This is a genomic window from Chengkuizengella marina (assembly GCF_009910845.1).
GTDB lineage: Bacteria > Bacillota > Bacilli > Paenibacillales > KCTC-33759 > Chengkuizengella > Chengkuizengella marina.
Window position 1 is genome coordinate 76,150 of record NZ_SIJB01000001.1, and the last position, 25,407, is coordinate 101,556.

The 25,407-nt window shown below is 32.9% G+C and carries 26 protein-coding genes; 24 read left to right on the forward strand and 2 right to left on the reverse strand.

Going from position 1 to position 25,407, the window contains the following annotated elements; all coding sequences use genetic code 11:
* Window positions 1-32: 32 nt before the first annotated feature.
* The 23 genes from sleB (at window position 33) to ERL59_RS00490 (ending at window position 23,241) form a co-directional block, all read left to right on the forward strand.
* A complete protein-coding gene (gene sleB / locus ERL59_RS00380; RefSeq protein ID WP_201763431.1) occupies window positions 33-755 on the forward strand; it encodes a spore cortex-lytic enzyme in 723 nt (240 codons plus the stop codon).
* A 187-nt stretch (window positions 756-942) separates the two neighbouring features.
* Window positions 943-2,232 carry an EF-P 5-aminopentanol modification-associated protein YfmF gene (yfmF, locus tag ERL59_RS00385; RefSeq protein ID WP_160643342.1) on the forward strand — a complete coding sequence of 430 codons (1,290 nt, stop codon included), beginning with the start codon at window positions 943-945 and terminating at the stop codon, window positions 2,230-2,232.
* Window position 2,233: 1 nt separating this feature from the next.
* Window positions 2,234-3,523: an EF-P 5-aminopentanol modification-associated protein YfmH gene (gene yfmH, locus ERL59_RS00390; RefSeq protein WP_160643344.1), complete on the forward strand. Its 1,290-nt coding sequence runs from the start codon at window positions 2,234-2,236 to the stop codon at window positions 3,521-3,523.
* The gene (gene ymfI / locus ERL59_RS00395) at window positions 3,520-4,266 is read left to right on the forward strand and encodes an elongation factor P 5-aminopentanone reductase (RefSeq protein ID WP_160643346.1); all 747 of its coding nucleotides are present in this window, start codon (window positions 3,520-3,522) and stop codon (window positions 4,264-4,266) included. Before yfmH ends, ymfI begins: the two co-directional genes overlap by 4 nt.
* Before the next feature lie 81 nt (window positions 4,267-4,347).
* Window positions 4,348-4,593: a DUF3243 domain-containing protein gene (locus ERL59_RS00400; protein ID WP_160643348.1), complete on the forward strand. Its 246-nt coding sequence runs from the start codon at window positions 4,348-4,350 to the stop codon at window positions 4,591-4,593.
* 179 nt (window positions 4,594-4,772) lie between these two features.
* Window positions 4,773-5,540 (forward strand): DUF3388 domain-containing protein, encoded by a 768-nt coding sequence (locus ERL59_RS00405; RefSeq protein ID WP_160643350.1) that lies wholly within the window; start codon window positions 4,773-4,775, stop codon window positions 5,538-5,540.
* 27 nt (window positions 5,541-5,567) lie between these two features.
* Window positions 5,568-6,494, forward strand: coding sequence for a helix-turn-helix domain-containing protein (locus tag ERL59_RS00410; protein ID WP_160643352.1), 927 nt, complete (start codon window positions 5,568-5,570; stop codon window positions 6,492-6,494).
* Between the two features lie 102 nt (window positions 6,495-6,596).
* On the forward strand, window positions 6,597-7,088 hold the full coding sequence (locus ERL59_RS00415; protein ID WP_160643354.1) for a YajQ family cyclic di-GMP-binding protein: 492 nt from the start codon (window positions 6,597-6,599) through the stop codon (window positions 7,086-7,088).
* An 88-nt stretch (window positions 7,089-7,176) separates the two neighbouring features.
* Window positions 7,177-8,505, forward strand: a complete 1,329-nt coding sequence (gene rimO / locus ERL59_RS00420; protein ID WP_160643356.1) for a 30S ribosomal protein S12 methylthiotransferase RimO — start codon at window positions 7,177-7,179, stop codon at window positions 8,503-8,505.
* Entirely contained in the window at window positions 8,502-9,089 is a 588-nt protein-coding gene (gene pgsA / locus ERL59_RS00425) for a CDP-diacylglycerol--glycerol-3-phosphate 3-phosphatidyltransferase (protein WP_160643359.1), read from the forward strand. The genes rimO and pgsA overlap by 4 nt, the downstream gene beginning before the upstream one ends.
* 71 nt (window positions 9,090-9,160) lie before the next feature.
* On the forward strand, window positions 9,161-10,411 hold the full coding sequence (locus ERL59_RS00430) for a competence/damage-inducible protein A (RefSeq protein ID WP_160643361.1): 1,251 nt from the start codon (window positions 9,161-9,163) through the stop codon (window positions 10,409-10,411).
* 268 nt (window positions 10,412-10,679) lie between these two features.
* Complete coding sequence (gene recA / locus ERL59_RS00435) at window positions 10,680-11,723, forward strand: recombinase RecA (protein ID WP_160643363.1); 1,044 nt, start codon at window positions 10,680-10,682, stop codon at window positions 11,721-11,723.
* Window positions 11,724-11,847: 124 nt separating this feature from the next.
* Complete coding sequence (locus tag ERL59_RS00440; RefSeq protein ID WP_160643365.1) at window positions 11,848-12,501, forward strand: regulatory protein RecX; 654 nt, start codon at window positions 11,848-11,850, stop codon at window positions 12,499-12,501.
* A 216-nt stretch (window positions 12,502-12,717) separates the two neighbouring features.
* Window positions 12,718-14,259: a ribonuclease Y gene (gene rny, locus ERL59_RS00445; protein WP_160643367.1), complete on the forward strand. Its 1,542-nt coding sequence runs from the start codon at window positions 12,718-12,720 to the stop codon at window positions 14,257-14,259.
* A gap of 161 nt (window positions 14,260-14,420) precedes the next feature.
* Window positions 14,421-15,215: a TIGR00282 family metallophosphoesterase gene (locus tag ERL59_RS00450; RefSeq protein WP_160643471.1), complete on the forward strand. Its 795-nt coding sequence runs from the start codon at window positions 14,421-14,423 to the stop codon at window positions 15,213-15,215.
* A gap of 118 nt (window positions 15,216-15,333) precedes the next feature.
* A complete protein-coding gene (locus ERL59_RS00455; RefSeq protein WP_160643369.1) occupies window positions 15,334-15,594 on the forward strand; it encodes a stage V sporulation protein S in 261 nt (86 codons plus the stop codon).
* Window positions 15,595-15,709: 115 nt separating this feature from the next.
* Window positions 15,710-16,642, forward strand: coding sequence for a dipeptidase (locus ERL59_RS00460; RefSeq protein ID WP_160643371.1), 933 nt, complete (start codon window positions 15,710-15,712; stop codon window positions 16,640-16,642).
* A 231-nt stretch (window positions 16,643-16,873) separates the two neighbouring features.
* Window positions 16,874-18,607, forward strand: coding sequence for a 2-oxoacid:acceptor oxidoreductase subunit alpha (locus ERL59_RS00465; RefSeq protein WP_160643373.1), 1,734 nt, complete (start codon window positions 16,874-16,876; stop codon window positions 18,605-18,607).
* A complete protein-coding gene (locus ERL59_RS00470; protein ID WP_160643375.1) occupies window positions 18,608-19,474 on the forward strand; it encodes a 2-oxoacid:ferredoxin oxidoreductase subunit beta in 867 nt (288 codons plus the stop codon). It begins immediately after the preceding gene.
* A gap of 176 nt (window positions 19,475-19,650) precedes the next feature.
* Entirely contained in the window at window positions 19,651-20,223 is a 573-nt protein-coding gene (pduL, locus tag ERL59_RS00475; protein WP_160643377.1) for a phosphate propanoyltransferase, read from the forward strand.
* A 152-nt stretch (window positions 20,224-20,375) separates the two neighbouring features.
* Window positions 20,376-21,842, forward strand: coding sequence for a tRNA (N6-isopentenyl adenosine(37)-C2)-methylthiotransferase MiaB (gene miaB / locus ERL59_RS00480; RefSeq protein WP_160643378.1), 1,467 nt, complete (start codon window positions 20,376-20,378; stop codon window positions 21,840-21,842).
* A gap of 51 nt (window positions 21,843-21,893) precedes the next feature.
* Complete coding sequence (locus ERL59_RS00485) at window positions 21,894-22,346, forward strand: RicAFT regulatory complex protein RicA family protein (RefSeq protein WP_407925660.1); 453 nt, start codon at window positions 21,894-21,896, stop codon at window positions 22,344-22,346.
* Between the two features lie 307 nt (window positions 22,347-22,653).
* The gene (locus tag ERL59_RS00490) at window positions 22,654-23,241 is read left to right on the forward strand and encodes a hypothetical protein (RefSeq protein WP_160643380.1); all 588 of its coding nucleotides are present in this window, start codon (window positions 22,654-22,656) and stop codon (window positions 23,239-23,241) included.
* A 101-nt stretch (window positions 23,242-23,342) separates the two neighbouring features.
* Here the strand turns inward: ERL59_RS00490 and ERL59_RS00495 are convergent, their stop codons facing one another.
* Together ERL59_RS00495 and ERL59_RS00500 are read right to left on the reverse strand one after the other, a co-directional pair.
* Window positions 23,343-24,161, reverse strand: a complete 819-nt coding sequence (locus ERL59_RS00495; protein ID WP_235929745.1) for a VanW family protein — start codon at window positions 24,159-24,161, stop codon at window positions 23,343-23,345.
* A 32-nt stretch (window positions 24,162-24,193) separates the two neighbouring features.
* Entirely contained in the window at window positions 24,194-24,655 is a 462-nt protein-coding gene (locus ERL59_RS00500; protein WP_160643382.1) for an SRPBCC family protein, read from the reverse strand.
* A 182-nt stretch (window positions 24,656-24,837) separates the two neighbouring features.
* On the opposite strand from ERL59_RS00500, the gene ERL59_RS00505 reads away from it, so the two are divergent.
* Window positions 24,838-25,407: a hypothetical protein gene (locus ERL59_RS00505; protein ID WP_160643384.1), complete on the forward strand. Its 570-nt coding sequence runs from the start codon at window positions 24,838-24,840 to the stop codon at window positions 25,405-25,407.

Genomic DNA, 25,407 nt, shown 5'->3' on the forward strand with positions numbered 1-25,407 from the left:
TCATTATAAAAATGAGAGAGGTTTGAAATATGCTGAAGAAACGATTGATTCTCATCACCTTATGCTTGACTATAGGTTTAATCACCGTCTATCAATCCAATTCCAAAATTGAAACTGAACAGACATTTAGTGATGCTATTGTAAAATATGGATCAGCTGGAAATGATGTGAGAGAACTGCAAGGAAGACTTAAACATTTAGGTTTTTATAATGGTAAAATTGATGGTGACTTTGGAAGTAATACATTAAAATCTGTTAAATGGTTTCAATGGGAATTTGGGTTAAAAGCAGATGGAGTTGTGGGTCCAAAAACGAAACTTAAACTATGGAAAGCTACAAAAGCTTGGAGACCGGGAGAACAAATTCAGAACAATGTTACATATACGAATCATTCTGGTTATTCCACAAATGATCTGAACTTAATGGCAAACGCGGTACATGGTGAAGCAAGAGGAGAGCCTTATGTTGGTCAAGTAGCAGTTGCAGCTGTAATATTAAATCGAATTGAGTCTGAAAAGTTTCCAAATACAATTTCCGGTGTTATTTTTCAACCATTAGCTTTCACAGCTGTTGCAGACGGACAAATTTGGCTTACTCCAAATGAAGTTTCTAAAAAAGCTGTAATGGATGCGATTAACGGTTGGGATCCAACGGGGGGTTGTATATATTATTTTAATCCAGCTACAGCTACTTCTTCTTGGATTTGGTCAAGACCACAGGTAAAAAAGATAGGTCAGCACATATTTGCTAAATAATTAAATAATGTAAAAGGTTCAAAAATAGCTTGTTCAATGATTGAAATCTGTTTGCTTGAGCAAGCTATTTTTACAATGTGGCGTTATGAAATAAAAAATATAAAGTAATAAGCATTAAGTGGTATACAATTTTATCACTTAGAATAGATTTTTCACAAGAATCATGAATTTAAGGGGGAGTTAAATTTTGAGTAATCATTTGTTTGAAAGAACATCAATAAATAATATTAGACTTCATGTTTTACCTACGAAACGATTCAAAACCTATGCTATTTCTGTTTATATAGGTTGTCCATTATCTGAATCTACAGTAACTCCAGTAGGTTTAATTCCTTTTGTATTAAGAAGAGGATCAATGAAATACCCTGAAACAAAACAGTTTAGAAAAAAATTAGATGATATGTATGGTGCTGGTTTTGGTTTTGATGTCGTTAAAAGAGGAGATCATCAGATTATTAAATTTCAAATGGATGTGATTAATGATCATTTTGTAAATGAAAAAAACTCTCTTTTGAAGCAGTCTATTCAATTCTTGGGTGGTACGATTACAAATCCGTATGTAGAAAATGATGCTTTTAGTAAGTCATATGTTGAAGCTGAAAAAAACACTGTTCAAAAACGTATTGAAGGACTTATTAATGATAAAATTAGATATGCTGCAGAAAGATGCATTCAAGAAATGTGTAAAAATGAACCTTATCGATTGTATGCTCTAGGACAAATTGATGAACTTAAAGAAATAACACCTACAATTTTGTACGAAGAGTACAAAAGATGGTTACGTGATGCTGTTATGGATATTTATGTAGTAGGAGATACATCATTAGATGAAGTTGAAAAATTTGTTAAAGATCATTTCAATATTCATGATAAACAGCAAACAGAGTATGAACAAAAGTCTAATCAGGGCAGTACTTCACAAAAGCAAATCAAATCTGTTATTGAAGAATTAGATGTGACACAAGGCAAATTAAATATGGGTTTAAGAACTCATGTAACATATGCTGATAAAGATTATCCCACTGCATTGATGTACAATGGAATTTTAGGCTCTTTTCCTCATTCAAAGTTATTTGTCAATGTTAGAGAGAAGGAAAGTTTAGCTTATTATTCTTCTTCAAGATTTGAAGGACATAAAGGCATTATTACTATACATTCAGGGATTGAAATTAATAATTATGATAAAGCGGTTGAAATTATAAAAAAACAAATTGAAGATCTCAAAAAAGGAATAATTAGTAATATAGAATTAACACATACTAAAGCGATGATTTCCAATCAACTTCAGGAAATACAGGATTCTGCCTTTGAAATGATTGGTTTCGATTTTAACAATATATTGTCTGGAAAAGAAAGAAGTAGTGATGAATTAATTCAACAAATAAATGATGTTGATATACTTTCAATTTCAACGTTTGCTGAACAAATTGATCTTGATACGATTTATTTCTTGCGAGATAAGAAAGGGGAAGAATGAAATGAAAACTATACCTTATGAAAAATTAAATGAAAAAATTTTTTTTGAGCAGCTTGATAACGGTTTGAAAGTTTTTATTTTACCAAAACCCGGATTTAAAAAAACATTCGCTACTTTTTCAACAAAATATGGTTCAGTAGATAATCATTTTCAGGTTGAAGGAAAGCAAAAAGTTAAGGTGCCTGATGGAATTGCTCATTTTTTAGAGCACAAAATGTTTGAGGAACCAACTGGTGATGTTTTTTCTCAATTTTCGTCTCAAGGTGCATCAGCAAATGCATTTACAAGTTTTGATCGTACAGTTTATTTATTTTCTGCAACAGAGCAAATTGAGAAAAATATTGAAACTTTAATAAATTTCGTGCAAAATCCTTACTTTACAGATGAAAGTGTTGAAAAGGAAAAGGGAATTATAGGGCAAGAAATTAATATGTACAAGGATAATCCCGACTGGCGTTGTTATTTTGGTTTAATCGATGCGATGTATCATACTCACCCTGTGCATATTGATATCGCTGGTACAATTGATTCAATATCAAAAATTACAAAGGAACAGTTGCTTGAATGTTATTATACTTTTTACCATCCAAGTAATATGAATTTATTTATTGTTGGAGGCGTTGAACCAGAACAAATTATGAGACTTGTCAAAGAAAATCAATCCCACAAAAATTATGAAAAACAAGGGAATATTAAACGTTATTTTGAAAATGAATCATCTTCAGTAAAAGAAGTAAAGAAAATTACGGTTTTACCCGTTTCCTTACCAAAGTGTTTGTTTGGTTTTAAGGAATCAGAATTAGAAAATGAATCAAGTGGATTGTTACAAAGAGAATGTGAAATGAAAGTATTACTGGATGTATTATTCGGTTCTAGTTCTGACATTTATCAAAAGCTATACGATGAAAAGTTAATAACTGATCAATTTTCTCATGAATATAATGGACAATATGATTTTGCTTTTTCCATTATGGGCGGTGAAACAAGAGAACCAGAAATGTTACTATCCAGAGTAAAGGAAGAAATTGATAAAGTTATGAAACAAGGTATCGAACCAGCTGCTTTTGAAAGAAGCCGTAAGAAAAAGATAGGTAACTTTTTAAGAATGTTAAATTCTCCTGAATCCATTGCAAGTGAATTTACAAGATACCAATTTAAGGATATTGATTTATTTGATATTTTAACTACTTATGAAAATTTAAAAATTGAACAGGTCAATAACAGATTAAATACACATTTTGATTGGACTAAAATGTCAGCATCCATTGTTCAAAGTGAGGAGAACGGATGAAACCATTTTCAGAGATGACAGTGCTTATTACTGGGGGAAGTAGAGGGATTGGAGCTGCAATAGCTAAACGATTCTCAGAGGTAGGTATCAATATTGTAATTCATTATTTGAATTCTCATGAGTCAGCAAACGAAATTGCTCGAACTTGTATTTCAAATGGCTCAAAAGCTATTACAATTTCTGCTGATTTAAGATCTAAACAACAGATTGAACGTATGAAAGAGAAATTGGCATATCATGATATGCAGCCAGATATTATAGTGAATAATGCAGGCGTTTCACATTATGGTTTATTAACAGATGTGGATGAAAATGACTGGGATGACGTCATTAATGTCAATTTAAAAGGAATGTTTTTATGCACTAAAACTTTTTTACCCTACATGATTAGTCAAAAACATGGGAGAATTATTAATATATCCTCTATATGGGGGATTAGTGGTGCCTCCTGCGAAGTACTGTATTCAACCACAAAAGGTGGAATGAATGCATTTACGAAGTCACTTGCTAAAGAACTAGCTCCATCCAATATCACTGTGAACGCGGTTGCTCCAGGTGCCGTCGATACAAATATGCTTGATAAATTAAATGATGAGGATAAAAGTAATTTACAGAGTGAAATACCTGCCGGAAGATTTGCCCATCCAGATGAAATTGCTTCTTTGGTTTATTTTTTAGCTTTACCAGAATCCAGTTACATTACTGGACAAATCATTAGTCCAAATGGTGGGTGGCTAACCTAAACCTCTAACCGCATATTTCTCCTTGTCTTTGCAAATATTATAACTGTTGATTTAAATTCAACAAGGAGGAGGGATGAATATATGTCAACCGTATTAGAAACGTTTGATAAATGGAAACATTTTCTTTCAGATAGGGTCGAACAGGCTAAAAAAGCAGGAATGAGTGAAGACACTATTTCTAAACTGGCTTATCAAATTGGTGAATTTCTTGATGAAAAAGTGGATCCCAAAAATTCAGAAGAAAGATTATTGAAGGAATTATGGGATGTAGGTGATCATGAAGAAAGAAAAACAATAGCAAAGTTGATGGTAAAATTAGTAAAATAAAACATAAATTTTTGTCCCCCAATTATGGGGGATTTTTTATAATTTTGTTCATACAAATCAATTTTAACAATGGTAAAGCATTCTTTTTTTTGATAAACTAATGTAAGGAGATAAATCACCAAATGAATCAAAGTTACATCATTTGTTCATAGTTTTTATCGACAGGAAGGTGCTTTATTTTGGAATATAAAAAATGGTACATGGAATATAAAATACATAAAAACAGGCCTGGCTTATTAGGTGATATCGCATCTATTATGGGTATGTTGAATTTTAACATTTTAACCATAAATGGAGTAGAGGATAGTAATCGTGGAATGTTATTGGAAACTAATGATGACAATAAAATCATTGCTTTAAGAAATTTGATGGAAAATGTAGGGAACATAACATTAACTGCATTACGTCCACCTAAACTGGTTGATATTCTTGCTGTTAGACATGGTCGCTTCATTGAACGAGATGATTCTGATGACCTTAAGACATTTCGTTTTACTCGTGATGAATTAGGATTATTGGTTGATTTTTTAGGTGAGATATTTAAAAGAGATGGCAATCAAATCATTGGATTAAGAGGGATGCCAAGAATTGGAAAAACCGAATCCATTATAGCGGGTAGTGTTTGTTCAAAAAAAAGGTGGATTTTTTTATCTTCCACATTATTAAGGCAGACAGTTCGTAGTCAATTATTAGAAGATGAATTGAATCCTGATAACATTTTTATTATAGATGGCATTGTTAGTACAATACGATCTAATGAAATGCACTATCATTTATTGCAGGAAGTGATGAGAATGCCTTCAACAAAAGTAATTGAACATCCGGATATTTTTGTTAGAGAATCTCAGTTTGATTATGATGATTTTAATTTTATTATTGAATTAAGAAATCATCCTGATGAAGAGATTGTAATTGAACACTTTACGAATCCTTTAAGTGACTTTTAACATTATGAATCTATAGGGGAGTGAAACATGTCTGAACTCGGTGATCTACTTAAAAAAGCTAGACTTGATAAAGATATATCTTTAGATGAGCTTCAAGAATTAACTAAAATACAAAAAAGATATTTAATTGCAATTGAGACAGGTGACTTCAATGCACTCCCTGGTCATTTTTATGTAAAAGCGTTTATTAAAAGCTATGCAGATTCAGTTGGAGTAGATCGAGATCAGGTCATGAAATTGTATCAGAATGATGTACCTACTGTTACTGCACCAGAAACTAAAGTAAGGAATATACGCAGGAAAAAAAGGAGTTTTATAAGTACTGAAAAAATAACGAAATGGGCTGCAGCTTTTCTAGTCATTTGTTTTATCGCCTTAATTTTTGCTTTAATTTATTATTTTTTAGTAAGCGGGGAAAAAGATCAAAATTTACTTGATGAACCACGCTTAACCGATAAAAATCAATCAGAAGTGTTAACTGAATCTGAAAAAGAGACAATGGATGATTCCACTACTGAAGTAGAAGTTGAACCTGAACCTGCTCCAGTACCTGAGCTTCCCCCCGATCCTGAAGTGACTTTAGTAACATCTGAAGGAAGTACAAATACCTATGTCGTTTCAAATGTGGATAAACTTCAAGTGGAAGTTGAAATATTGAATAGAGTTTGGATGCAAATAAAAAAAAACAATAATGAGGGAGAAGAAATACATCAACAATTGTTTGAAACAAATAAAATAGGTGAGATATATTCTCTAGAACATGAAGGATCATTATATATTCGTTTAGGCAATGCTAACAATGCTGCGATTACTGTGAATGGAGAAGTAGTTGAGCAGGATATTGCGAACGTATGGAATTTTCAAATTAATCTCAAAAAGTCTGATTCAAGTCAAGAAGAGGATACAGAAATTTCAGAGGGCACTCCTCCTAGTGATGAAAGCGCTGACGATTAGAGTATAAATCAATATACTAATTAGGTAAACTTGATATGGTTTGCCTTTTTTTGTATTTAACTGTTATAATTTGATGTGAAATAATGGAAAGGGGGAAGTGTTATGGCTTCCGAATATTCATTTGATATTGTGTCTAAGGTGGACTTTCAAGAATTAAGCAATGCTATTCATCAAGCAGAGAGAGAAATTCAAACCCGATTTGATTTTAAAGGGAGTAAAAGTGAAATTTCATTAGATGGTGAAGAAGTTACCATTATTTCTGATGATGACTATAAATTGCAAAGCGTGTTAGATATTTTAAAAACAAAGATGGTCAAAAGAAACGTCTCCATTAAAAATTTAGAATTTGATAAAATAGAACCTGCAGCTTCAAGTACTGTGAGACAAAAGATTAAGGTTAAACAAGGGATAGATCAAGAAAATAATAAAAAAATTAGAAAAATGATTCAGGATGAAAAATTAAAAGTAAAAACGCAAGTACAAGGTGAGCAAATTCGTGTGACAGGAAAGAATAAAGATGATTTACAAAAAGTGATCAAATTGTTGAATGAAGCTGATTTAGCACTAGAATTACAATTTATAAACATGAGATAAACAGGGGGTTAATTTGTTTTGACAGCCTAATATGCATGTATTATACTTGTTAAGAATAAATTGCACTTATATTTGGAGGCGCTACTGAATGAGCGAAAAAGTCAACCTAGTGACTCTTGGCTGTGAAAAGAATTTAGTGGATTCAGAAATCATGTCTGGTTTAATTCACGAGCGTGGGTATTCCATTACAGATGACAAAAGTGACGCCACTGTCATTATTGTGAATACATGCGGTTTTATAGATGCGGCTAAAGAAGAATCAGTCAATACTATACTAGATCTTGCTGATCTAAAAAATACCGCAAATCTTAAAGCATTAATTGTGTCTGGTTGTTTAACACAAAGATATAAAGAGCAATTGATGGTGGAAATGCCAGAAATTGATGGCATAGTAGGTACAGGTGATTTTGATAATATTAATCAAATCATTGACGAAGCATTAAAGGGTAAAAAACCTGCACTTGTAGGTAATCCTATCTTTAATTATGAATCAGCATTGCCACGCAAAGTAACAACGCCTAGATACACAGCATATGTGAAAATTGCAGAAGGCTGTGATAATGCTTGCACTTTTTGTAGTATACCGATTATGCGAGGAAAATTTAGAAGTCGGAGCATTGAATCTATTCTTACTGAAGTAAAGCAATTGGCACAACAAGGAGTTAAAGAAATAAGTTTAATTGCCCAGGATTCAACAAATTATGGTACTGATTTATATGATCAATTTAAGCTGCCTGAATTATTAAATAAAGTAAGTGAGGTACAAGGAATCCAGTGGGTTCGACTACACTATGCCTATCCTGGTTTCTTTACAGATGAATTGATTGAAGCCATTGCTAATAATCCTAAAATTTGTAAGTATATAGATATGCCTTTACAACACAGTGAAGATCAAATTCTAAAAAGAATGAGAAGACCAGGGAGACAGACGGATACCAGAGCTTTAATTAATAAAATCCGAAAAAGAATTCCAGAAATTTCACTGAGAACTTCCATTATTGTTGGTTTTCCTGGAGAGACGGAAGAGGATTTTGAAAAATTATGTGATTTTGTTAAAGAAATTAAATTTGATCGATTAGGGGTATTTACATACTCTCAAGAGGAGGATACTCCTGCGTCAAGACTGCCCGATCAAGTTCCGGATGATGTGAAGGAACGAAGATCTAACATTTTAATGGAAATTCAAAGGGTAGTTGCAAAGGAACAAAATAATAAACATATTGGTAAGGTATTAGATGTATTAATTGAACGTTATGATGGACGAAATGATGTGTTTATTGGCCGTTCACAATATGACGCTCCAGAAATAGATGGAGAAGTGTTTGTTTCAAACATAAAAGCAAACATAGGTGAATTGCATCCAGTTCGGATCACTCACTCTATTGAATATGATCTAACAGGGGAGGGGAATCTATGAACTTAGCCAATCGCATAACTTTGGCCAGGATTTTTTTGGTTCCAATCATTATGTTTTTTTTATTGGTTAATTTAGATTTTCCACCTTTAGAATTTGCTCAATTTGAAATTACTTATAGCCAAATTATTGCTACGTTAATTTTTATCATTGCAGCAAGCACAGATGGTTTAGATGGATATATTGCTCGGAAAAGAAAGATTGTTACAAACTTAGGTAAACTGCTTGATCCTCTAGCTGACAAGTTATTAGTTGCAGCTGTGTTAATTTCACTAGTTGATATGGGGAAATTGGAAGCTTGGATTGCCATTGTAATCATTAGTCGAGAATTTGCTGTTACAGGGCTAAGGCAAGTTGCATTACTAGATGGAAAAGTTGTTGCTGCAAGCAAATGGGGTAAATGGAAAACAGCTTCTCAGATTACAGCTATTATTGCACTATTGCTTAATAATTTTCCTTTTACATTTATCGGATTTCCATTTGATCTTGTTGCAAGTTGGATCGCTGTCATTATTACAGTATATTCTGGAATTGATTATTTTCTGAAAAATAAATCAGTTATTCATTTTTCAACAAATAAACAATAGGTTAGTTTTACTGCCTGTTGTTTTTTATTATGATGATAGTACGTTGTTCGGGTTTAGAGGAGGGGATATTATTGAAAGCTGAGATTATTGCAGTAGGTACAGAAATCTTATTAGGACAGATTGTGAATACCAATGCTAAGTATATATCTGAAAAACTGGCTCAATTAGGTATCAATGTTTATTTTCAAATCGCAGTCGGTGATAATAAAGAAAGAATAGCAGAAGCATTAAAAATAGCTAATAATCGTGCTGATCTTATAATTTGTTGTGGAGGTTTGGGACCTACTCAAGATGATTTAACCAAAGATATTTTTGCAGAATTTGTAGGGAAATCAATTGAAGTTCATGAGCCCTCTTTGAAAAAAATGAGTGATCTGTTTAATAAACGTGGAATTAAAATGACCGAAAATAATATTAAACAAGCCTATATAGTTTCTGATTGTGAACCTTTGCAGAATGATACAGGGCTTGCTGTTGGAGTTGCTTTAACTGAAAATAATCATCATTACATATTATTACCCGGGCCCCCTAAAGAGCTCAAACCTATGTTTGATCGATATGCTGTTCCATGGCTGCAATCTATCATTGGAGATGAGCAGCCGTTACATTCAAAGTTTTTAAAGTTTGCAGGAATTGGTGAATCCATACTTGAGGACCGTTTAAAGGATTTGATGGAGCAACAAAAAGATCCTTCTATAGCTCCCTATGCTAAAGAAGGAGAAGTAATGATTCGACTTACGACAAAAGCTGAAACTCAAAAGAAAGCCTTTGAAAAAATGAAATCTATAGAGAATGAAATTATCAATAGAGTTGGTAAATATCTTTATGCATCAGAAAATATCACCTTTGAAGAAGCATTAATAAATATGATGGGATCTAGGAATCTTACGTTATCTGTTGCAGAAAGCTGTACAGGTGGAAAGATTAGCGAATTGATTACAAGCGTTGCTGGAAGCTCTTCAGTTTATCAAGGTGGTATTGTTTGTTATAGTAATCAATTTAAACACGAGTATCTTCATATTCCTTTAGCGGTCTTAGAAGGAAAAGGTGCACCGGGAGCAGTCAGTTCACAAACAGCAGAATTGTTAGCAGAAAATTTGAATGATCAAACAAAAACAGATTTCTCAATCTCAGTGACAGGGGTTGCTGGACCTTCAGAGTCTGAAGGGAAACCCGTCGGATTAGTATTTATAGGCATAAAACAAAAGGATCGTCCAGTAAAGGTGAAATCTGTGCAAATGCCAGGAAGTCGTGAAATGGTTCAACTTAGAGCAGCAAAATATGCTTTATATCAATTATGGAAAGAAATAAGGGAAATATAATCACTCGATATTTCCCAGGCAAGCGCAAAAAATACTGTTTTAGTCTTTGTTTCGACAGTAAAAAACACATTTCTCCTACATGAATAATCTTGTGTCTTTTCAGCGTTTCATATATAATAACGATATCGGAAGCACCGTAACGAAGATTTTTCTTTGTTGCGGTTTTTTAAAACAAATAAATCGAATATATGTTCGAAAAAATGCTTGGCAAGAACACTAAAACAAGGTATCATTATGATTATAAAGATAAAAAAAGGAAGTGAGTTCTTTGACAGATCGTCGCGCTGCTTTAGACATGGCTTTACGTCAAATAGAAAAACAATTTGGAAAAGGTTCTGTAATGAAATTAGGAGAATCTACTAGTACACAGGTAGAAACTGTTTCAAGTGGAGCTCTTGCCTTAGACATTGCTCTTGGAATAGGTGGTTTCCCACGTGGGAGAATTATAGAGGTTTTTGGCCCTGAATCTTCCGGTAAAACGACAGTTGCTCTTCATGCTATAGCTGAAGCACAAAAATCTGGTGGACAAGCAGCATTTATAGATGCTGAGCATGCACTTGATCCTGTTTATGCTAAGAAACTAGGAGTTAACATCGATGAATTACTTTTATCACAACCTGATACAGGTGAACAAGCACTGGAAATTGCAGAAGCATTGGTACGTAGTGGTGCCATTGATATTATCGTTGTTGATTCTGTTGCTGCGTTAGTTCCTAAAGCAGAAATTGAAGGTGAGATGGGTGATTCTCATGTAGGTCTTCAAGCTCGTTTAATGTCTCAGGCGTTGAGAAAACTATCAGGTGCTATTAGCAAATCTAAAACGATAGCTATTTTCATTAACCAGTTGCGTGAAAAAGTAGGTGTGATGTTCGGAAATCCAGAAACAACTCCTGGAGGTAGGGCACTGAAGTTTTACTCTTCTGTTAGACTTGATGTAAGACGCATTGAAACCCTTAAACAGGGAAATGATATGGTAGGGAATAGGACACGTGTCAAAGTAGTGAAAAACAAAGTGGCGCCCCCATTTAAGCAGGCTGAGATTGATATTATGTATGGGGAAGGAATTTCACGTGAAGGCAGTATCATAGATATTGGTACAGAACTAGATATTATTAATAAAAGTGGAGCATGGTATTCTTATGAGGGTGAGAGATTAGGTCAAGGAAGGGAAAATGCAAAACAATTTTTAAAGGAAAGTGTTGAGCTGGCTGAAGAAATCGAAACAAAAATCAGACTGGATAAAGATCTTATCCCGAATGAAAATGAAGATGAAAAAGCAGAAAACAATGCTCCATTAGCTACAAATGAGTAAAAAAGTGCCCATACTGATGTCCATATCTTAATCGGCCTCATTAAATATATAAATTTTTAAAGTGTTTAAGAAGCACCTTCATTGAAGGTGCTTTATCTACATATAACATTAGGAGAGAAGTTTTATGAGCACTAGGTCTGAAGAGAAATTGATTACTTTAGTTGAAAAGCAAAAAAATAATCTTAATAGATACAATATTTATGTGAACGATCGATATGTACTTTCTGTTCATGAAGACATACTTGTCAAACATCGTTTACTTAAAGGTGAAGAAATAAATGAAACAAAGATAAAGCGTGTTGTAGAAGATGAAGAGCTGCAAATCATACAACGTCAAGCCATTCGTATGATTTCACGTAGAGTTAAATCAAGATATGAGCTTAAACAAAAATTAAGTGATAAAGGTTATGAAGAAAATCTAATTGATCTTACATTAGATCAATTAGAAAAGACAAAATATATTGATGATTATAGTTATGCACTGAATTTAGCAAATCATCGCATTAAATATCAAAAAAAAGGGTTGAAATGGATTGAACAAGAGTTGTCCCAAAAAGGGATCAGTAAAGTGACAATGAATCAAGTGATACAGGAATTAGATAAAGAATTGGAATTTAAAGCGGCATATCAACTAGCCAAAAAAAGATGGGATTTACAAAGTGGACAGCCCACCAAAAAAAAATCTAAGATTAGCTCTTTTTTAATGAGAAGAGGATTTGATTATTCTTTAATTCGCAATATTATAGATAAAATTGAGAAAGAAGAATTCAATGAGTGATAGATTTATCTTCTAAATCATTTCATTACTTGACAACCTTATTTTATTAAAGATAAAATATTCATGTATATTCACCTATTTTTTTTCGCCAATTATTATCAACTTTCTGCCAAGTATGAAAAAAAGAATGATTAAATGAAAATGTAAAACGGATTAAAAAACCATATTATCCCAGGCTAACCCTTGGAGTTTTATCAACGAGGAGGTGAATGAATCATGGATTCCATCTGGATTATCGTTCTCGTTGTTGGTGTTGGTTTAATATGCTGCGGGATTGGTTATTTTATCCGCAAATCTCTTGCAGAAGCTAAGATCACTAGTGCTGAACATGCAGCTGAGCAGATCATGTTAAATGCTAAAAAAGATGCTGAGGCACTTAAAAAGGAAAATATATTAGAAGCTAAAGACGAAGCACACAAAATCCGAATCGAAGCTGAAAAAGACATTCGTGACCGTCGAAATGAAGTCCAACGACTAGAAAGACGATTGTTGCAAAAAGAGGAATCGCTGGATAAAAAAATAGAATCTTTTGAGCGTAAAGAAGAAAAAATTGCCAACAAGGAGAAGCAAATTGATGATAAACAGTCACAAATTCAACTAATCCATGACAAGCAAGTTGCTGAATTAGAGCGAATTTCAAATCTTACGTTGAGTGAGGCCAAAGATATAATACTAAATCGTGTTGAACAAGAAACTAGACATGAAACAGCACAGATGATTAAAGAAATTGAGCAAAGGGCGAAAGAAGAAGCGGATAAAAAAGCGAAAGATATCATTTCACTTTCTATCCAAAGATGTGCTGCTGACCATGTTGCTGAAACGACAGTTTCAGTTGTTTCACTTCCAAACGAAGAAATGAAAGGTAGAATCATTGGACGAGAGGGCCGTAATATAAGAGCTTTAGAAACATTAACTGGAATTGATTTAATTATCGATGATACTCCTGAAGCAGTTATATTGTCCGGATTTGACCCAATCAGAAGAGAGATTGCCAGAACTTCACTAGAAAAATTAGTGGCTGATGGAAGAATTCATCCGGCACGTATAGAAGAAATGGTCGAAAAGTCACGTAAAGAAGTGGATGAACGTATTCGTGAATACGGTGAACAAGCTACATTTGAAGCTGGTGTTCACGGTTTACATCCTGATCTAATTAAGATTTTAGGACGTTTAAAATTCCGTTCTAGTTATGGACAAAATGTATTAAGACATTCATTAGAGGTAGCTTATTTAGCAGGTCTAATGGCTGGAGAATTAGGCGAAGATATCACTTTGGCAAAACGTGCTGGACTATTACATGATATTGGAAAAGCGTTAGACCATGAAGTTGAAGGGTCTCATGTTGAAATTGGTGTAGAACTTGCGAAAAAATATAAAGAACATCCTGTAGTTATTAACAGTATCGCTTCACACCATGGCGATTGTGAAGCAACTTCAGTAATTTCTATGCTAGTTGGTGCTGCAGATGCGCTTTCAGCAGCAAGACCTGGAGCAAGAAGAGAAACTTTAGAAACCTATATCAAACGTTTAGAGAAGTTAGAAGAGATTTCTGAATCATTTGAAGGTGTTGAGAAGTCCTATGCAATACAAGCAGGTAGAGAAATAAGAGTCATGGTTCATCCTGAACAAGTTGATGATACTGAAGCTTATCGACTTGCACGTACGATAACGTCTCAAATTGAAAATGAATTAGAATATCCTGGTCACATTAAAGTGACAGTTATTCGTGAAACTAGAGCAGTTGAATACGCAAAATAAGATCTATAAAAGTGGCTTACATAAGCCACTTTTATATTATCCAGAAGAAGTAGTATAAATGTTATATCGTGATATGAAGATGAATAGACTTACATATTCAAAAGACTGCCATTGGGTGGTTTTTGTTTTGTTAATCATATACATAAAAGGAGGAAAATAAAATTAAAGTATTATTTATTGGTGATATTGTTGGTTCTGTTGGACGAAAAGCATTGGAAGATGTTTTACCCTATGTAAAACAAAAGTATCAACCTGACATTATTATTGCGAATGGTGAAAATGCTGCTGGCGGTAGAGGTATTACTCGTAAAATAGCTAACCATTTTTATGATTTGGGTGTACATGGTATTACAATGGGAAATCACACTTGGGATAACAAAGAGATTTTTGATTTTATTGATGATGAGGAAAGGATTGTTCGTCCTGCAAACTTTCCTTCTGGAACTCCTGGAAGAGGGTTTACAGTCATAAAAAATAAATCAAAACAACTAGTTATTGTTAATTTACAAGGTAGGACATTCCTACCTCCATTGGACTGTCCATTTGAAAAAGCAGATGAAATTTTAAATCAATTACATAAAAATTATAAAAATATACTAGTTGATTTTCATGCTGAAGCAACTTCTGAAAAAATAGCGATGGGATGGTATCTGGACGGGAAAGTATCTGTCGTTCTAGGAACACATACTCATGTACAAACGAACGATAATCAAATATTGCCACAAGGAACTGCCTATGTAACAGATATTGGGATGGTAGGATCTAAAGAAGGTGTATTAGGTATGGAACGTTTATCTGTCTTAAGAAAATTTAAAACTCAATTGCCAGTTAGATTTATACCAGATGAAGGAAAATGGCAGTTTCATGGGTCTATCATAGAAATTGATGAATCAACTGGTCTTGCAAAAAAAATAGACCTCATCAGATTAGCCGAAGATCAAGTGATATTCGAATGAGAATTTAGAGGATATTAAATCTCTTTTCGCGAAAAGAAGGAATTTTTTTAAATTTCACGAATATTATAACTAATGCAAAGTATTAGCCAAGGCAATCATTCCCAAGGAGGTACTGTCCATGGAAGTATTAAAAGTTTCTGCTAAATCCAATCCAAACTCCGTAGCAGGCGCACTGGCTGGTGTATTACGTGAGCGTGGAAGTGCTGAGCTTCAAGCTATTGGTGCAGGCGCACTAAATCAAGCGATAAAAGCTGTAGCCATTGCAAGAGGGTTTGTGGCACCTAGTGGGGTTGACTTGATTTGTATTCCTGCCTTTACAGATATATTAATTGATGGGGAAGATCGGACAGCAATTAAATTAATTGTGGAGCCTAGATAATCCTTAACATTATGGAGTACCTGTTTACATAGTAGACAGGTTTTTTTATGCTCAAAAATATAATTATTGTATTGGTATATAACTAAGTGTTGTTATGTGGAGGAGTGAACATATAATGAAGGTTATTGATGCACATTGTGATGTATTGATGAAAATGTATGAAAATGAAAACATTCAATTTGATGATCATCTTTATTTAGATGTGACAATTTCAAGATTACTTAAGAGCAATACTTTAATGCAATGTTTTGCTATTTATATTTCTGAAAGTATTCAAAATCCAAGTATAGATCATATTTTAAAATATATTTATATATTTCACGAAAAGGTTTTGAAATATGATCATATTATACATATCAAAAATAAGTCTGACTTACAATCTGCTTTATCTAAAAATAAGATTGGCGCTATGATTACATTAGAGGGTGTAGATGCTTTGTCTGGTAATCTATCTTATTTGAGAATTTTATATGAGTTAGGGGTACGGTGTATTGGAATTACATGGAATTATGGAAATTGGGCGGCGGATGGTGTATTAGAGCCTAGAAATGCTGGCTTTACACTAAAGGGGAAGCAACTTATTGAACAATGTAATGATTTAGGTATTATTCTAGATGTTTCTCATTTAAGTGAAAACTCATTTTGGGATTTTATAGGAATAAATCAAAAACCTTTTATAGCCTCTCATTCAAATGTTTATGATATTTGTAATCATGTTCGTAATTTAAAAAAAGATCAAATCTTAGAAATCATAAAAAATAAAGGTAGAATTGGGTTATCTTTTGTCCCTTATTTTGTCAATACTAGTGAGGATGTTTATATAAGTGATTTGTTAAAGCACATTGAATATATTTGTGAGATAGGTGGGCAACATCATGTAGGGTTTGGTTCTGATTTTGATGGGATTGACTTCTGGATGAATGATTTGAGTCATACAGGAAACTATATTACACTGAAGGAAGCTTTATTAAAACATTATTCTGAAGATATTGTTGATGGTTTTTTATATAAAAATTGGTTCCATTTTTTTGAAAATAATTTACCATAATTTAAAATTAATTACTATTTATAGTAAAAATAGATTCTTTTTTCGATTGATCTATTATTAGTATGGATATGATCTAAAATAACTATGTGTAATCTTTGTCAAAATCTATTGCTTTTTGTAACTCGAAATCATAACATATTTATTGAAACTAATTTTAAAACATTTGTGAAGTTTTTTTGAAAATTATATAAAAATTTTTATCGGATGAATTTGTTAAAGGAGTTGCATTAAGTGATTAGTCAATTGTCATGGAAGATTGGTGGACAACAAGGGGAAGGTCTAGAAAGTACAGACCGCATTTTTTCTACAGCATTAAATCGTCTTGGTTATTACTTATATGGGTATCGTCATTTTTCCTCCCGTATTAAAGGTGGACATACTAACAATAAAATAAGAATTAGTAAAAAACCTATTCGTTCTATTTCTGATGATTTAGATATTTTAGTTGCATTTGATCAGGAAACAATAGATTTAAATGCCCATGAACTTTGTGATGGTGGAGTTATTGTTGCAGACGCAAAATTCTCACCAAAAGTTCCTGAAGGCATCAAAGCTAGATTGTTTGCAGTACCATTTACAGGTATTGCTGAAGAACTTGGTACATCCTTAATGAAAAACATGGTGGCAACTGGTGCATCTGCAGCATTGCTTGATTTGCCTATTGATATAATTAAAGAAGTAATTAAAGAAGAATTTGGTCGTAAGGGAACAGCTATTGTAGATAAAAATATTGAAGCTGTATCCAGAGGGGCCGAGTTTATTAAGGACGAAACTGGTGGTCCATTGCCTGAATTGCAAATTGAACCAGCAGATGGACAGAGACGTTTATTTATGATTGGTAATGATGCTATTGGGTTAGGAGCTTTGGTAGCGGGTTGTAGATTTATGCCAGCTTATCCAATAACACCTGCCTCAGAAGTTATGGAATATTTAATTAAAAGATTACCTAAATATAATGGTACTGTCATTCAAACTGAAGATGAAATCGCTGCAATTACGATGGCAATTGGTGCAAACTATGGTGGTGTACGTTCCTTAACAGCATCTGCAGGACCAGGACTTTCATTAATGATGGAAGGGATCGGTTTGGCAGGTATGACAGAAACACCAGTTGTTATTGTTGATACTCAACGTGGTGGACCAAGTACAGGATTACCTACAAAACAAGAACAAAGTGATTTAAATGCAGTTATATATGGTACGCATGGTGAGATACCTAAAATAGTACTTGCTCCTAGCACGATTGAAGAATGTTTCTATGATACAGTAGAGGCTTTTAATTTAGCTGAAATTTATCAATGTCCTGTAATTGTTGTAACGGACCTACAGCTATCACTTGGTAAACAAACTGCAGAGAATTTAGATTTTGAAAACATAGAAATTAACCGAGGAAAAATTGTAAGTGAAATTGATCCTCGTGAAGACGGAAAATTATTTAAGCGTTATGAAATTACTGAAGATGGAATTTCGCCACGTGCAATTCCAGGAACCAAAAATGGAATTTATCATGTGACAGGTGTCGAACATGATGAAGAAGGGCGTCCTTCAGAAGCGGCTGATAATCGTCAAAAAATGATGGATAAACGTTTGAGAAAAATGGAAAACATTCAAGTGACTAATCCGATATTAGTGGACGCTCCACATGAAACTCCTGATTTATTAATTGTTGGTATGGGATCAACTGGTGGTACCATTGACGAAGCAAGATCCAGATTGGATAAGGACGGGATATCATCAAATCATGTCACTGTCCGTTTAATGCATCCATTCCCAACAGAAGAAATAAAACCATATATTGAAAAAGCTAAAAAAGTTGTTGTAGTTGAAAATAATGCGACGGGTCAACTAGCTTCTTTAATTAAACTAAATGTTGGATATGCTGAAAAAATTGCGAACCATCTTAAGTATGATGGGAATCCGTTTTTACCTTCTGATATTCATGAAACTTGTAAGGAGTTGAAATAGATGGCTACATTTAAGGAATTTAGAAATAAAATCAAACCTAATTGGTGTCCTGGGTGTGGAGATTTTTCCGTCCAAGCTGCAATTCAAAGAGCGGCAGCTAACACAGGGTTAGAACCTGATGATTTAGCAGTTGTATCAGGTATAGGATGTTCTGGAAGAATATCTGGTTATATCAATGCAAATGGACTTCATGGAATTCATGGACGTTCTCTTCCAATTGCTCAAGGGTTAAAAATGGCTAATCGCGAACTAACTGTCATTGCTGCTGGTGGAGATGGCGATGGTCTTGCAATTGGTACTGGACATACTGTTCATGCTATTCGTAGAAATATGAACATCACTTATATTATTATGGATAATCAAATTTATGGTCTTACGAAAGGTCAAACTTCACCTCGTAGTGCTTTTGGTTTTAAAACTAAGAGTACTCCAGAAGGATCTAAGGAAGCTGCTTTACCGCCTTTAGAGTTAGCACTTTCATCAGGTGCCACTTTCGTAGCTCAATCCTTTTCAAGTAATTTAAAAGAAATGACAAACATTATTGAAGAAGGAATTAAACATGATGGTTTTTCCTTTATTAATGTATTTAGTCCTTGTGTAACATTTAATAAAATAAACACTTATGATTGGTTTAAAGAAAATATCGTAAGTGTTGAAGATATTGAAAATTACGATTCTTCCGATCGAATCATGGCTATGTCTAAGTTGATGGAAAATAATGGTATGCTTACTGGTGTTATCTATCAAGATAAAACCAGAACAAGTTATGAAAATCATGTACCAGGTTTTAAAGAAGAAGCTTTAAACAAACAAGAATTAAAATTATCAGAAGAGGAATTTAACGAATTAGTAGCTGAATTTAGATAATTGTATGAACTTTTGTGAAGCATATGGTGTACACCATATGCTTTTTTGTATAATTAAAAATTGACAGTATTTTTTCAATATGGATTAATTGTTATTGAATTGATATCAAAGCAAATTTTTTTTTTGGATATAATATTAAAATAATTTATTTTTGAAATAGGAAGGAAGTAACCACTATGAAACAAGTTCCAGTTGGAGTATCCGCACGTCATATCCATTTATCTCAGGAACATATCGCAATTTTATTTGGGAAAGAATATGAACTAACTATAATGAAAGATTTATCACAACCTGGTCAATTTGCAGCAAATGAAACAGTCAGTATAGAAGGTCCTAAAAATTCCTTTGAGAAAGTACGTATATTAGGTCCAGCCAGAAAAGAAAGTCAATTAGAAATATCAAAAACAGATTCTTTTTATTTAGGTGTGCAATCACCAGTGCGTGAGTCTGGTGATATTGAGGGTTCGCCTGGCATAAAAATTGTTGGACCTGCAGGAGAGGTGCAACTTGATAAAGGAGTCATTATTGCCGCACGTCATATACATTTTCATACAAGTGATGCACAAAAATGGGGAATTAAAAACAAGCAATTTTTGAAAGTGAGAGTAAATGGAGAACGTCCATTAATATTTGAAGATGTTATTGCTAGAATTTCTGATAATTATGCACTAGATATGCACATTGATACGGATGAAGCAAATGCAGCTGGTATAAATACATGTGATACTGCTGAAATTATTGACTATTAAGATGAATTTTGAGCCTGTCCATTCTTGAACGTAACAACTACCTTTCTTCTTATTGTTTTTAAGTCTCACCACTCGGCGAGTATTCTTTAAAAAAATTACTGTAGGTGTTATAATAAAAAGGATGTTTATTTTTTTTGAAAGGGTGTTGTGACATGTCTGTTAAATCCGATAAGGATTTTTCTATATATTTTAACCCTCCTTCTTTAAGTGATGCTAAAAAAAGAGGAAAAGAAGATGTAAAGGTTCATTATAATTTTTCTATACCTGAAGAAATGACAGGCTTTGGTATAGGAAAAAAATATTTAATTCGAACTTATGGCTGTCAAATGAATGAACATGATTCAGAAACGATGAAGGGCATGTTAGAGCAAATAGGTTATGAAGCAACAGAAGAAGCTTCTGAAGCAGATGTCATTCTACTAAATACATGCGCTATTCGTGAAAATGCCGAGGAAAAGGTTTTTGGACAGTTAGGTAATTTGAAACATCTTAAGAAGGAAAATCCATCTCTTATTTTAGGGGTCTGTGGATGTATGTCACAGGAAGAAAACGTAATCAACAGAATTTTACAAAAACATAATTTTGTAGATTTAATATTTGGAACACACAATATTCATCGGTTACCACATTTAATAAAAGATTGTTATTTCAATAAAGAGATGGTTGTTGAAGTATGGTCTAAAGAAGGAGATATCATTGAAAACCTTCCTAAAAAGAGGGAAGGTATGAGAGCTTGGGTTAATATTATGTACGGCTGTGATAAGTTTTGTACGTATTGTATCGTTCCTTATACAAGAGGGAAAGAGAGAAGTCGAAGACCTGAAGATGTCATAGCAGAAGTACGAGATCTAGCACGCCAAGGATTTAAAGAAATTACGTTGTTAGGTCAAAATGTAAATGCGTATGGGAAGGATTTTGAAGATATAAATTATCGTTTTGGTGATCTAATGGACGATATTCATAAAATAGATATTCCAAGAGTTAGATTCACAACTTCTCACCCTAGAGATTTTGATGATCATTTGATAGAAGTATTAGCTAAAAAGGGTAATTTAGTAGAACATATTCATTTACCTGTTCAATCTGGAAATACAGAAATGTTGAAAATCATGAGTCGTAAATATTCTCGTGAACATTACATGAATCTCGTTTCTAAAATTAGAAAAGCAATTCCCGATGTTGTTTTAACTTCAGATTTTATTGTTGGATTCCCAGGAGAAACTGAAGAGCAATTTGAAGATACAGTTTCTTTAGTAAAAGAAGTTGAGTATGATTTTGCATATACCTATATTTATTCAGCTAGAGAAGGAACCCCAGCTGCTAAAATGAAAGACGATGTACCTGAAGAAGTTAAAAAACAACGACTAAAGCGTCTAAACGAAGCAGTAGCAGAGTCAAGTTATAAACAAAATGCGAAATTGCAGGGGCAAACAGTTGAAGTTCTCGTAGAAGGTATAAGTAAAAATAATGCAAAGTTTCTAAGTGGTAGAACACGTACAAATAAATTGGTCCACTTTGAGGGTACGGAGGATTTAATTGGTCATTTCGTTGATGTTAAAATAAATAAAACAACGACTTGGTTTGTCAGTGGGAACATCGTAGTTCAAGAAGTAGTATAATTTGGTTACACCACAATAAAGTTATTATTAAATGGTAGGAGGGTGAATATATTGTCAGAGGCAAAACAACGTGTCAATGAACATGGCATGCCTGAATATACCATTACTGAATTAGTTGTACGAGAAGATATTTTAAAAAAGGCAAAAGAGCTAGCTAGTTTAATCTCTACGACTGATGAAGTAAGAATGTATAAGGAAGCAGAGAAAAAAATAGACAATAATGAAAAAATACAAAAAATGATCAGTGATATCAAGAAGAAACAAAAAGAAGTGGTTGCTTTTGAATCATTTGAAAACCCTGAAATGGTTAAAAAAATAGAAGCAGAACAAACGGAGCTTCAAGATCAATTGGATAGTTTACCAATTGTACAACAATTTCAACAAACCCAAAGTGATATCAACTATTTACTTCAATTAGTGGTATCCGTAATTAGAGATACCGTTTCAGAAAAAATTAAGCTTGATTCAGAAGTAACGCCACCACCTACAAATTGTAGTGAATAATTAAACAACCATAATTACACTCAATTAATGTAATGAATTAAAGAGATTGTAAACACTATTTTTATTGAATATATAACTTACAAAAAGCCGTTGTAAAAATAACGGCTTTTACTTATTAAATCTTTAACTTATTACTCTTTGTATAAAAAATATTTACAAGAATTCAATTGACATTAAACTTCCAATTTTGTACTATATTAGAAATCATAATGTTATACAAAAAGAAAGAAGGAATGATTTCATGATGAGAATGATAAGTATAATCTTTATAACATTAATTTTTTTAACCTCATGTTCTAATGGAGATTTGAATAAGGAAACTAATGAAGAGGGAACTGTGAATGAGGATATTGATGAATCAACAGATGATGAAGAAAATCCTGAATTAAGTACAAAAGAGATTGTGTTAAATAAAGCAAATGAAGTTGTATTATTATTACAAGCTAAAAACATGTCACAATTATCATCATATGTCCACCCAAATAAAGGAGTAAGATTTTCACCATATCTCTATGTGGATGTAATTTCTGATTTAGTATTTAATACAGATCAAATAAACGGTTTTTTAACAGACAAAAACGTTTATACTTGGGGATTTTACGATGGCACAGGTGACTCAATTGAATTAACTCCTGCAGAGTATTTTAATGATTTTGTTTATAGTGCTGATTTTGCCAACTCAGAAGAGGTTAGTTACAATGAAACATTAGCTGAAGGTAATATGATCCAAAATCAATTTGAAGTCTATCCAAATGCAAATATAGTGGAATATTATTTTTCAGGATTCGATCCTCAATACGAGGGAATGGATTGGCAGAGCTTAAATTTAGTGTTTGAAGAATATAATGGAGATTGGTTTTTAGTTGGTATTATTAAAGGAGCTTGGACGATTTAATCGGTTTCAACAGACACAATTCACATAAATTTTCAGGAGAAAGTTCAATTTAAATTTCTGCCGTTATTATTATCTGAGTAATAACGGCTTTTCTAATAATATTATTTTAATAGAGGTTGATACATCATGATCGCATGATTCTCAGTTATATATTGATCCTCAATATATTCATTATTTAAATTATATACTTTACGGTGAATTACATTGTGTCGAACGTAATCTCCCCAATACTCTTGAGTAATTGAATGTTCTTTTTCATATACTACATATTTATGAATAGGTGGGTTCGTTGTTCTCCATTCACCAAATAAATAATCATCTTCTATAACCAAATGAAGTTGAAAGGGTTGTTCAGTAGGATTAAAGATTTGCAAGTCCAGATAGTTATAAGCACATGTCGCTCCACTACCAAACGGCTGTGTTCGTTTGGCATCTGGAAATACATCATAGCTATGTCTATGACGTTCAGTCACAACTAATGGCGTATGTAGTGTAATCCAGTAGATTAAATTTGACAACTGGCACAATCCTCCACCGGTACTTGTACGGAATTTACCATAGTGTAAAACCATACCGTCAACATATCCTTTTTGTTTCGTTATTTTTCCGATAAGTTTCCAATAAGAAAATGTTTCTCCTGGATGAATAATAATGTGATTCAACTTTTTTAATGCTATTTTTAAATTTATAACTTTGTTATATTGCATCCACATATCAACATCTTTTAGTTTCCTTAACGTGGGCGTATTATGGCTAAATACTGTGAATGGTAATAGAGTATCATTATATTGAGTTGCAAATTTAGTTTTTCGCTTAATCCACTCTAAATACCTTTTATACGTATAAAATTTTGAACCAATCCAGATACGAATAGAAGAACGAAGTTTTGGTCTCATATGTATTAGTGGCGTTATTTTCATGGATTGATCACCTCATTGATGAATATTAATAATTAATTACAACTCAAAATGCCTTCTCCAGATTCCATATTAGATTTTAGACTGCTTAAAGCTTGCTCCCATGCTTTGATATGCCAATTTTTTGCTTTAATCCAACCATCTGTAGTACCCCAACCTGTATGTTCTAAAATTAGTTTTGTACCATTTTCATAAGGTAATAATGAGATTTTTACTATGGTAAGCTCTTTTTCATCATTCATTACATCATTGAATTCGTCTGGGCCTTTCCATTGAAACTCTAGAAAACTAGGTTCCTCATAATCTAGTAACTTACATCCAATCGTACTCATGCTATTTTTGTTCGTTGGATCAAAGTAAAGTTCATATTTTCCATAATTCTTTAATTGTATTTCTGCGGCTGGTGCAAACCACTTTGTAATTCTATCAGATTCTGTCCAAGCTCTCCAAATTAATTCAATACTAGAATTTATAAAGGTTTCAGTATGTACCGTCATATAAAATTACTCCTCTCTAAATGCTTTTCTATAATTTATCATATTTTATGATAAAATGTTATAGTTACACAAAATATAAAAGCATTATAAATATAGTAGGTAATTGATTAAGAGGAGTAGCATTTTTAAAATTAATATCTGATTATTATGAGGGGCTCAACTATTTAAAGGAGTGGAAGTTATTGAGAAATTTCTCATTATTTTTAATAGCTGTTATAGTTGGATTGCAATTCTTCATTGTACCCTCTACTTCTGTTCAAGCATGTAGTTGTGTTGAACCGTTTAGTATAGAGGATGAGGTTAATCGATCTGATGTTGTGTTTATAGGGCAAGTATATCAAATTAAGGATATAAATCGGGGAGGATACAGCCCAAAATCCGTAAATTTCAATGTTACAAAGACATATAAAGGAATAGATCAAACTCAAGTTAATATTACTACAGGACAAGGTGAAGGTGATTGTGGCTTTAAGTTTAGAGTTGGAGCGGAATACCTTGTATATGCAAATTATTCAAATATGTATGATGAGGAAGCATTGATTACGATCATATGTGATCGAACTACTGGGATTGCAAATGCAAAACAAGATTTAGCTGTGTTGGGAGAAGGATCAGAACCTAGTGAAAAGGTAGATTTGCAGAAAAATGAAAACCTAAACTATATTGTTATTGGATTTATTGTTTTTATTTTACTCTTCTTATTGGTAATGATCTTTTTGAGAAAAAATATACATAAAAAAAGAAAAGACTAA

Bases quoted from the DNA above. Each gene is read 5' to 3' on its own strand.
- yfmH (WP_160643344.1), top strand. From the start codon at position 2,234: ATGAAAACTATACCTTATGAAAAATTAAATGAAAAAATTTTTTTTGAG.
- ymfI (WP_160643346.1), top strand. From the start codon at position 3,520: ATGAAACCATTTTCAGAGATGACAGTGCTTATTACTGGGGGAAGTAGA.
- ERL59_RS00400 (WP_160643348.1), top strand. From the start codon at position 4,348: ATGTCAACCGTATTAGAAACGTTTGATAAATGGAAACATTTTCTTTCA.
- ERL59_RS00410 (WP_160643352.1), top strand. From the start codon at position 5,568: ATGTCTGAACTCGGTGATCTACTTAAAAAAGCTAGACTTGATAAAGAT.
- ERL59_RS00415 (WP_160643354.1), top strand. From the start codon at position 6,597: ATGGCTTCCGAATATTCATTTGATATTGTGTCTAAGGTGGACTTTCAA.
- rimO (WP_160643356.1), top strand. From the start codon at position 7,177: ATGAGCGAAAAAGTCAACCTAGTGACTCTTGGCTGTGAAAAGAATTTA.
- pgsA (WP_160643359.1), top strand. From the start codon at position 8,502: ATGAACTTAGCCAATCGCATAACTTTGGCCAGGATTTTTTTGGTTCCA.
- ERL59_RS00440 (WP_160643365.1), top strand. From the start codon at position 11,848: ATGAGCACTAGGTCTGAAGAGAAATTGATTACTTTAGTTGAAAAGCAA.
- rny (WP_160643367.1), top strand. From the start codon at position 12,718: ATGGATTCCATCTGGATTATCGTTCTCGTTGTTGGTGTTGGTTTAATA.
- ERL59_RS00455 (WP_160643369.1), top strand. From the start codon at position 15,334: ATGGAAGTATTAAAAGTTTCTGCTAAATCCAATCCAAACTCCGTAGCA.
- ERL59_RS00460 (WP_160643371.1), top strand. From the start codon at position 15,710: ATGAAGGTTATTGATGCACATTGTGATGTATTGATGAAAATGTATGAA.
- ERL59_RS00470 (WP_160643375.1), top strand. From the start codon at position 18,608: ATGGCTACATTTAAGGAATTTAGAAATAAAATCAAACCTAATTGGTGT.
- pduL (WP_160643377.1), top strand. From the start codon at position 19,651: ATGAAACAAGTTCCAGTTGGAGTATCCGCACGTCATATCCATTTATCT.
- miaB (WP_160643378.1), top strand. From the start codon at position 20,376: ATGTCTGTTAAATCCGATAAGGATTTTTCTATATATTTTAACCCTCCT.
- ERL59_RS00495 (WP_235929745.1), bottom strand. From the start codon at position 24,161: ATGAAAATAACGCCACTAATACATATGAGACCAAAACTTCGTTCTTCT.
- ERL59_RS00500 (WP_160643382.1), bottom strand. From the start codon at position 24,655: ATGACGGTACATACTGAAACCTTTATAAATTCTAGTATTGAATTAATT.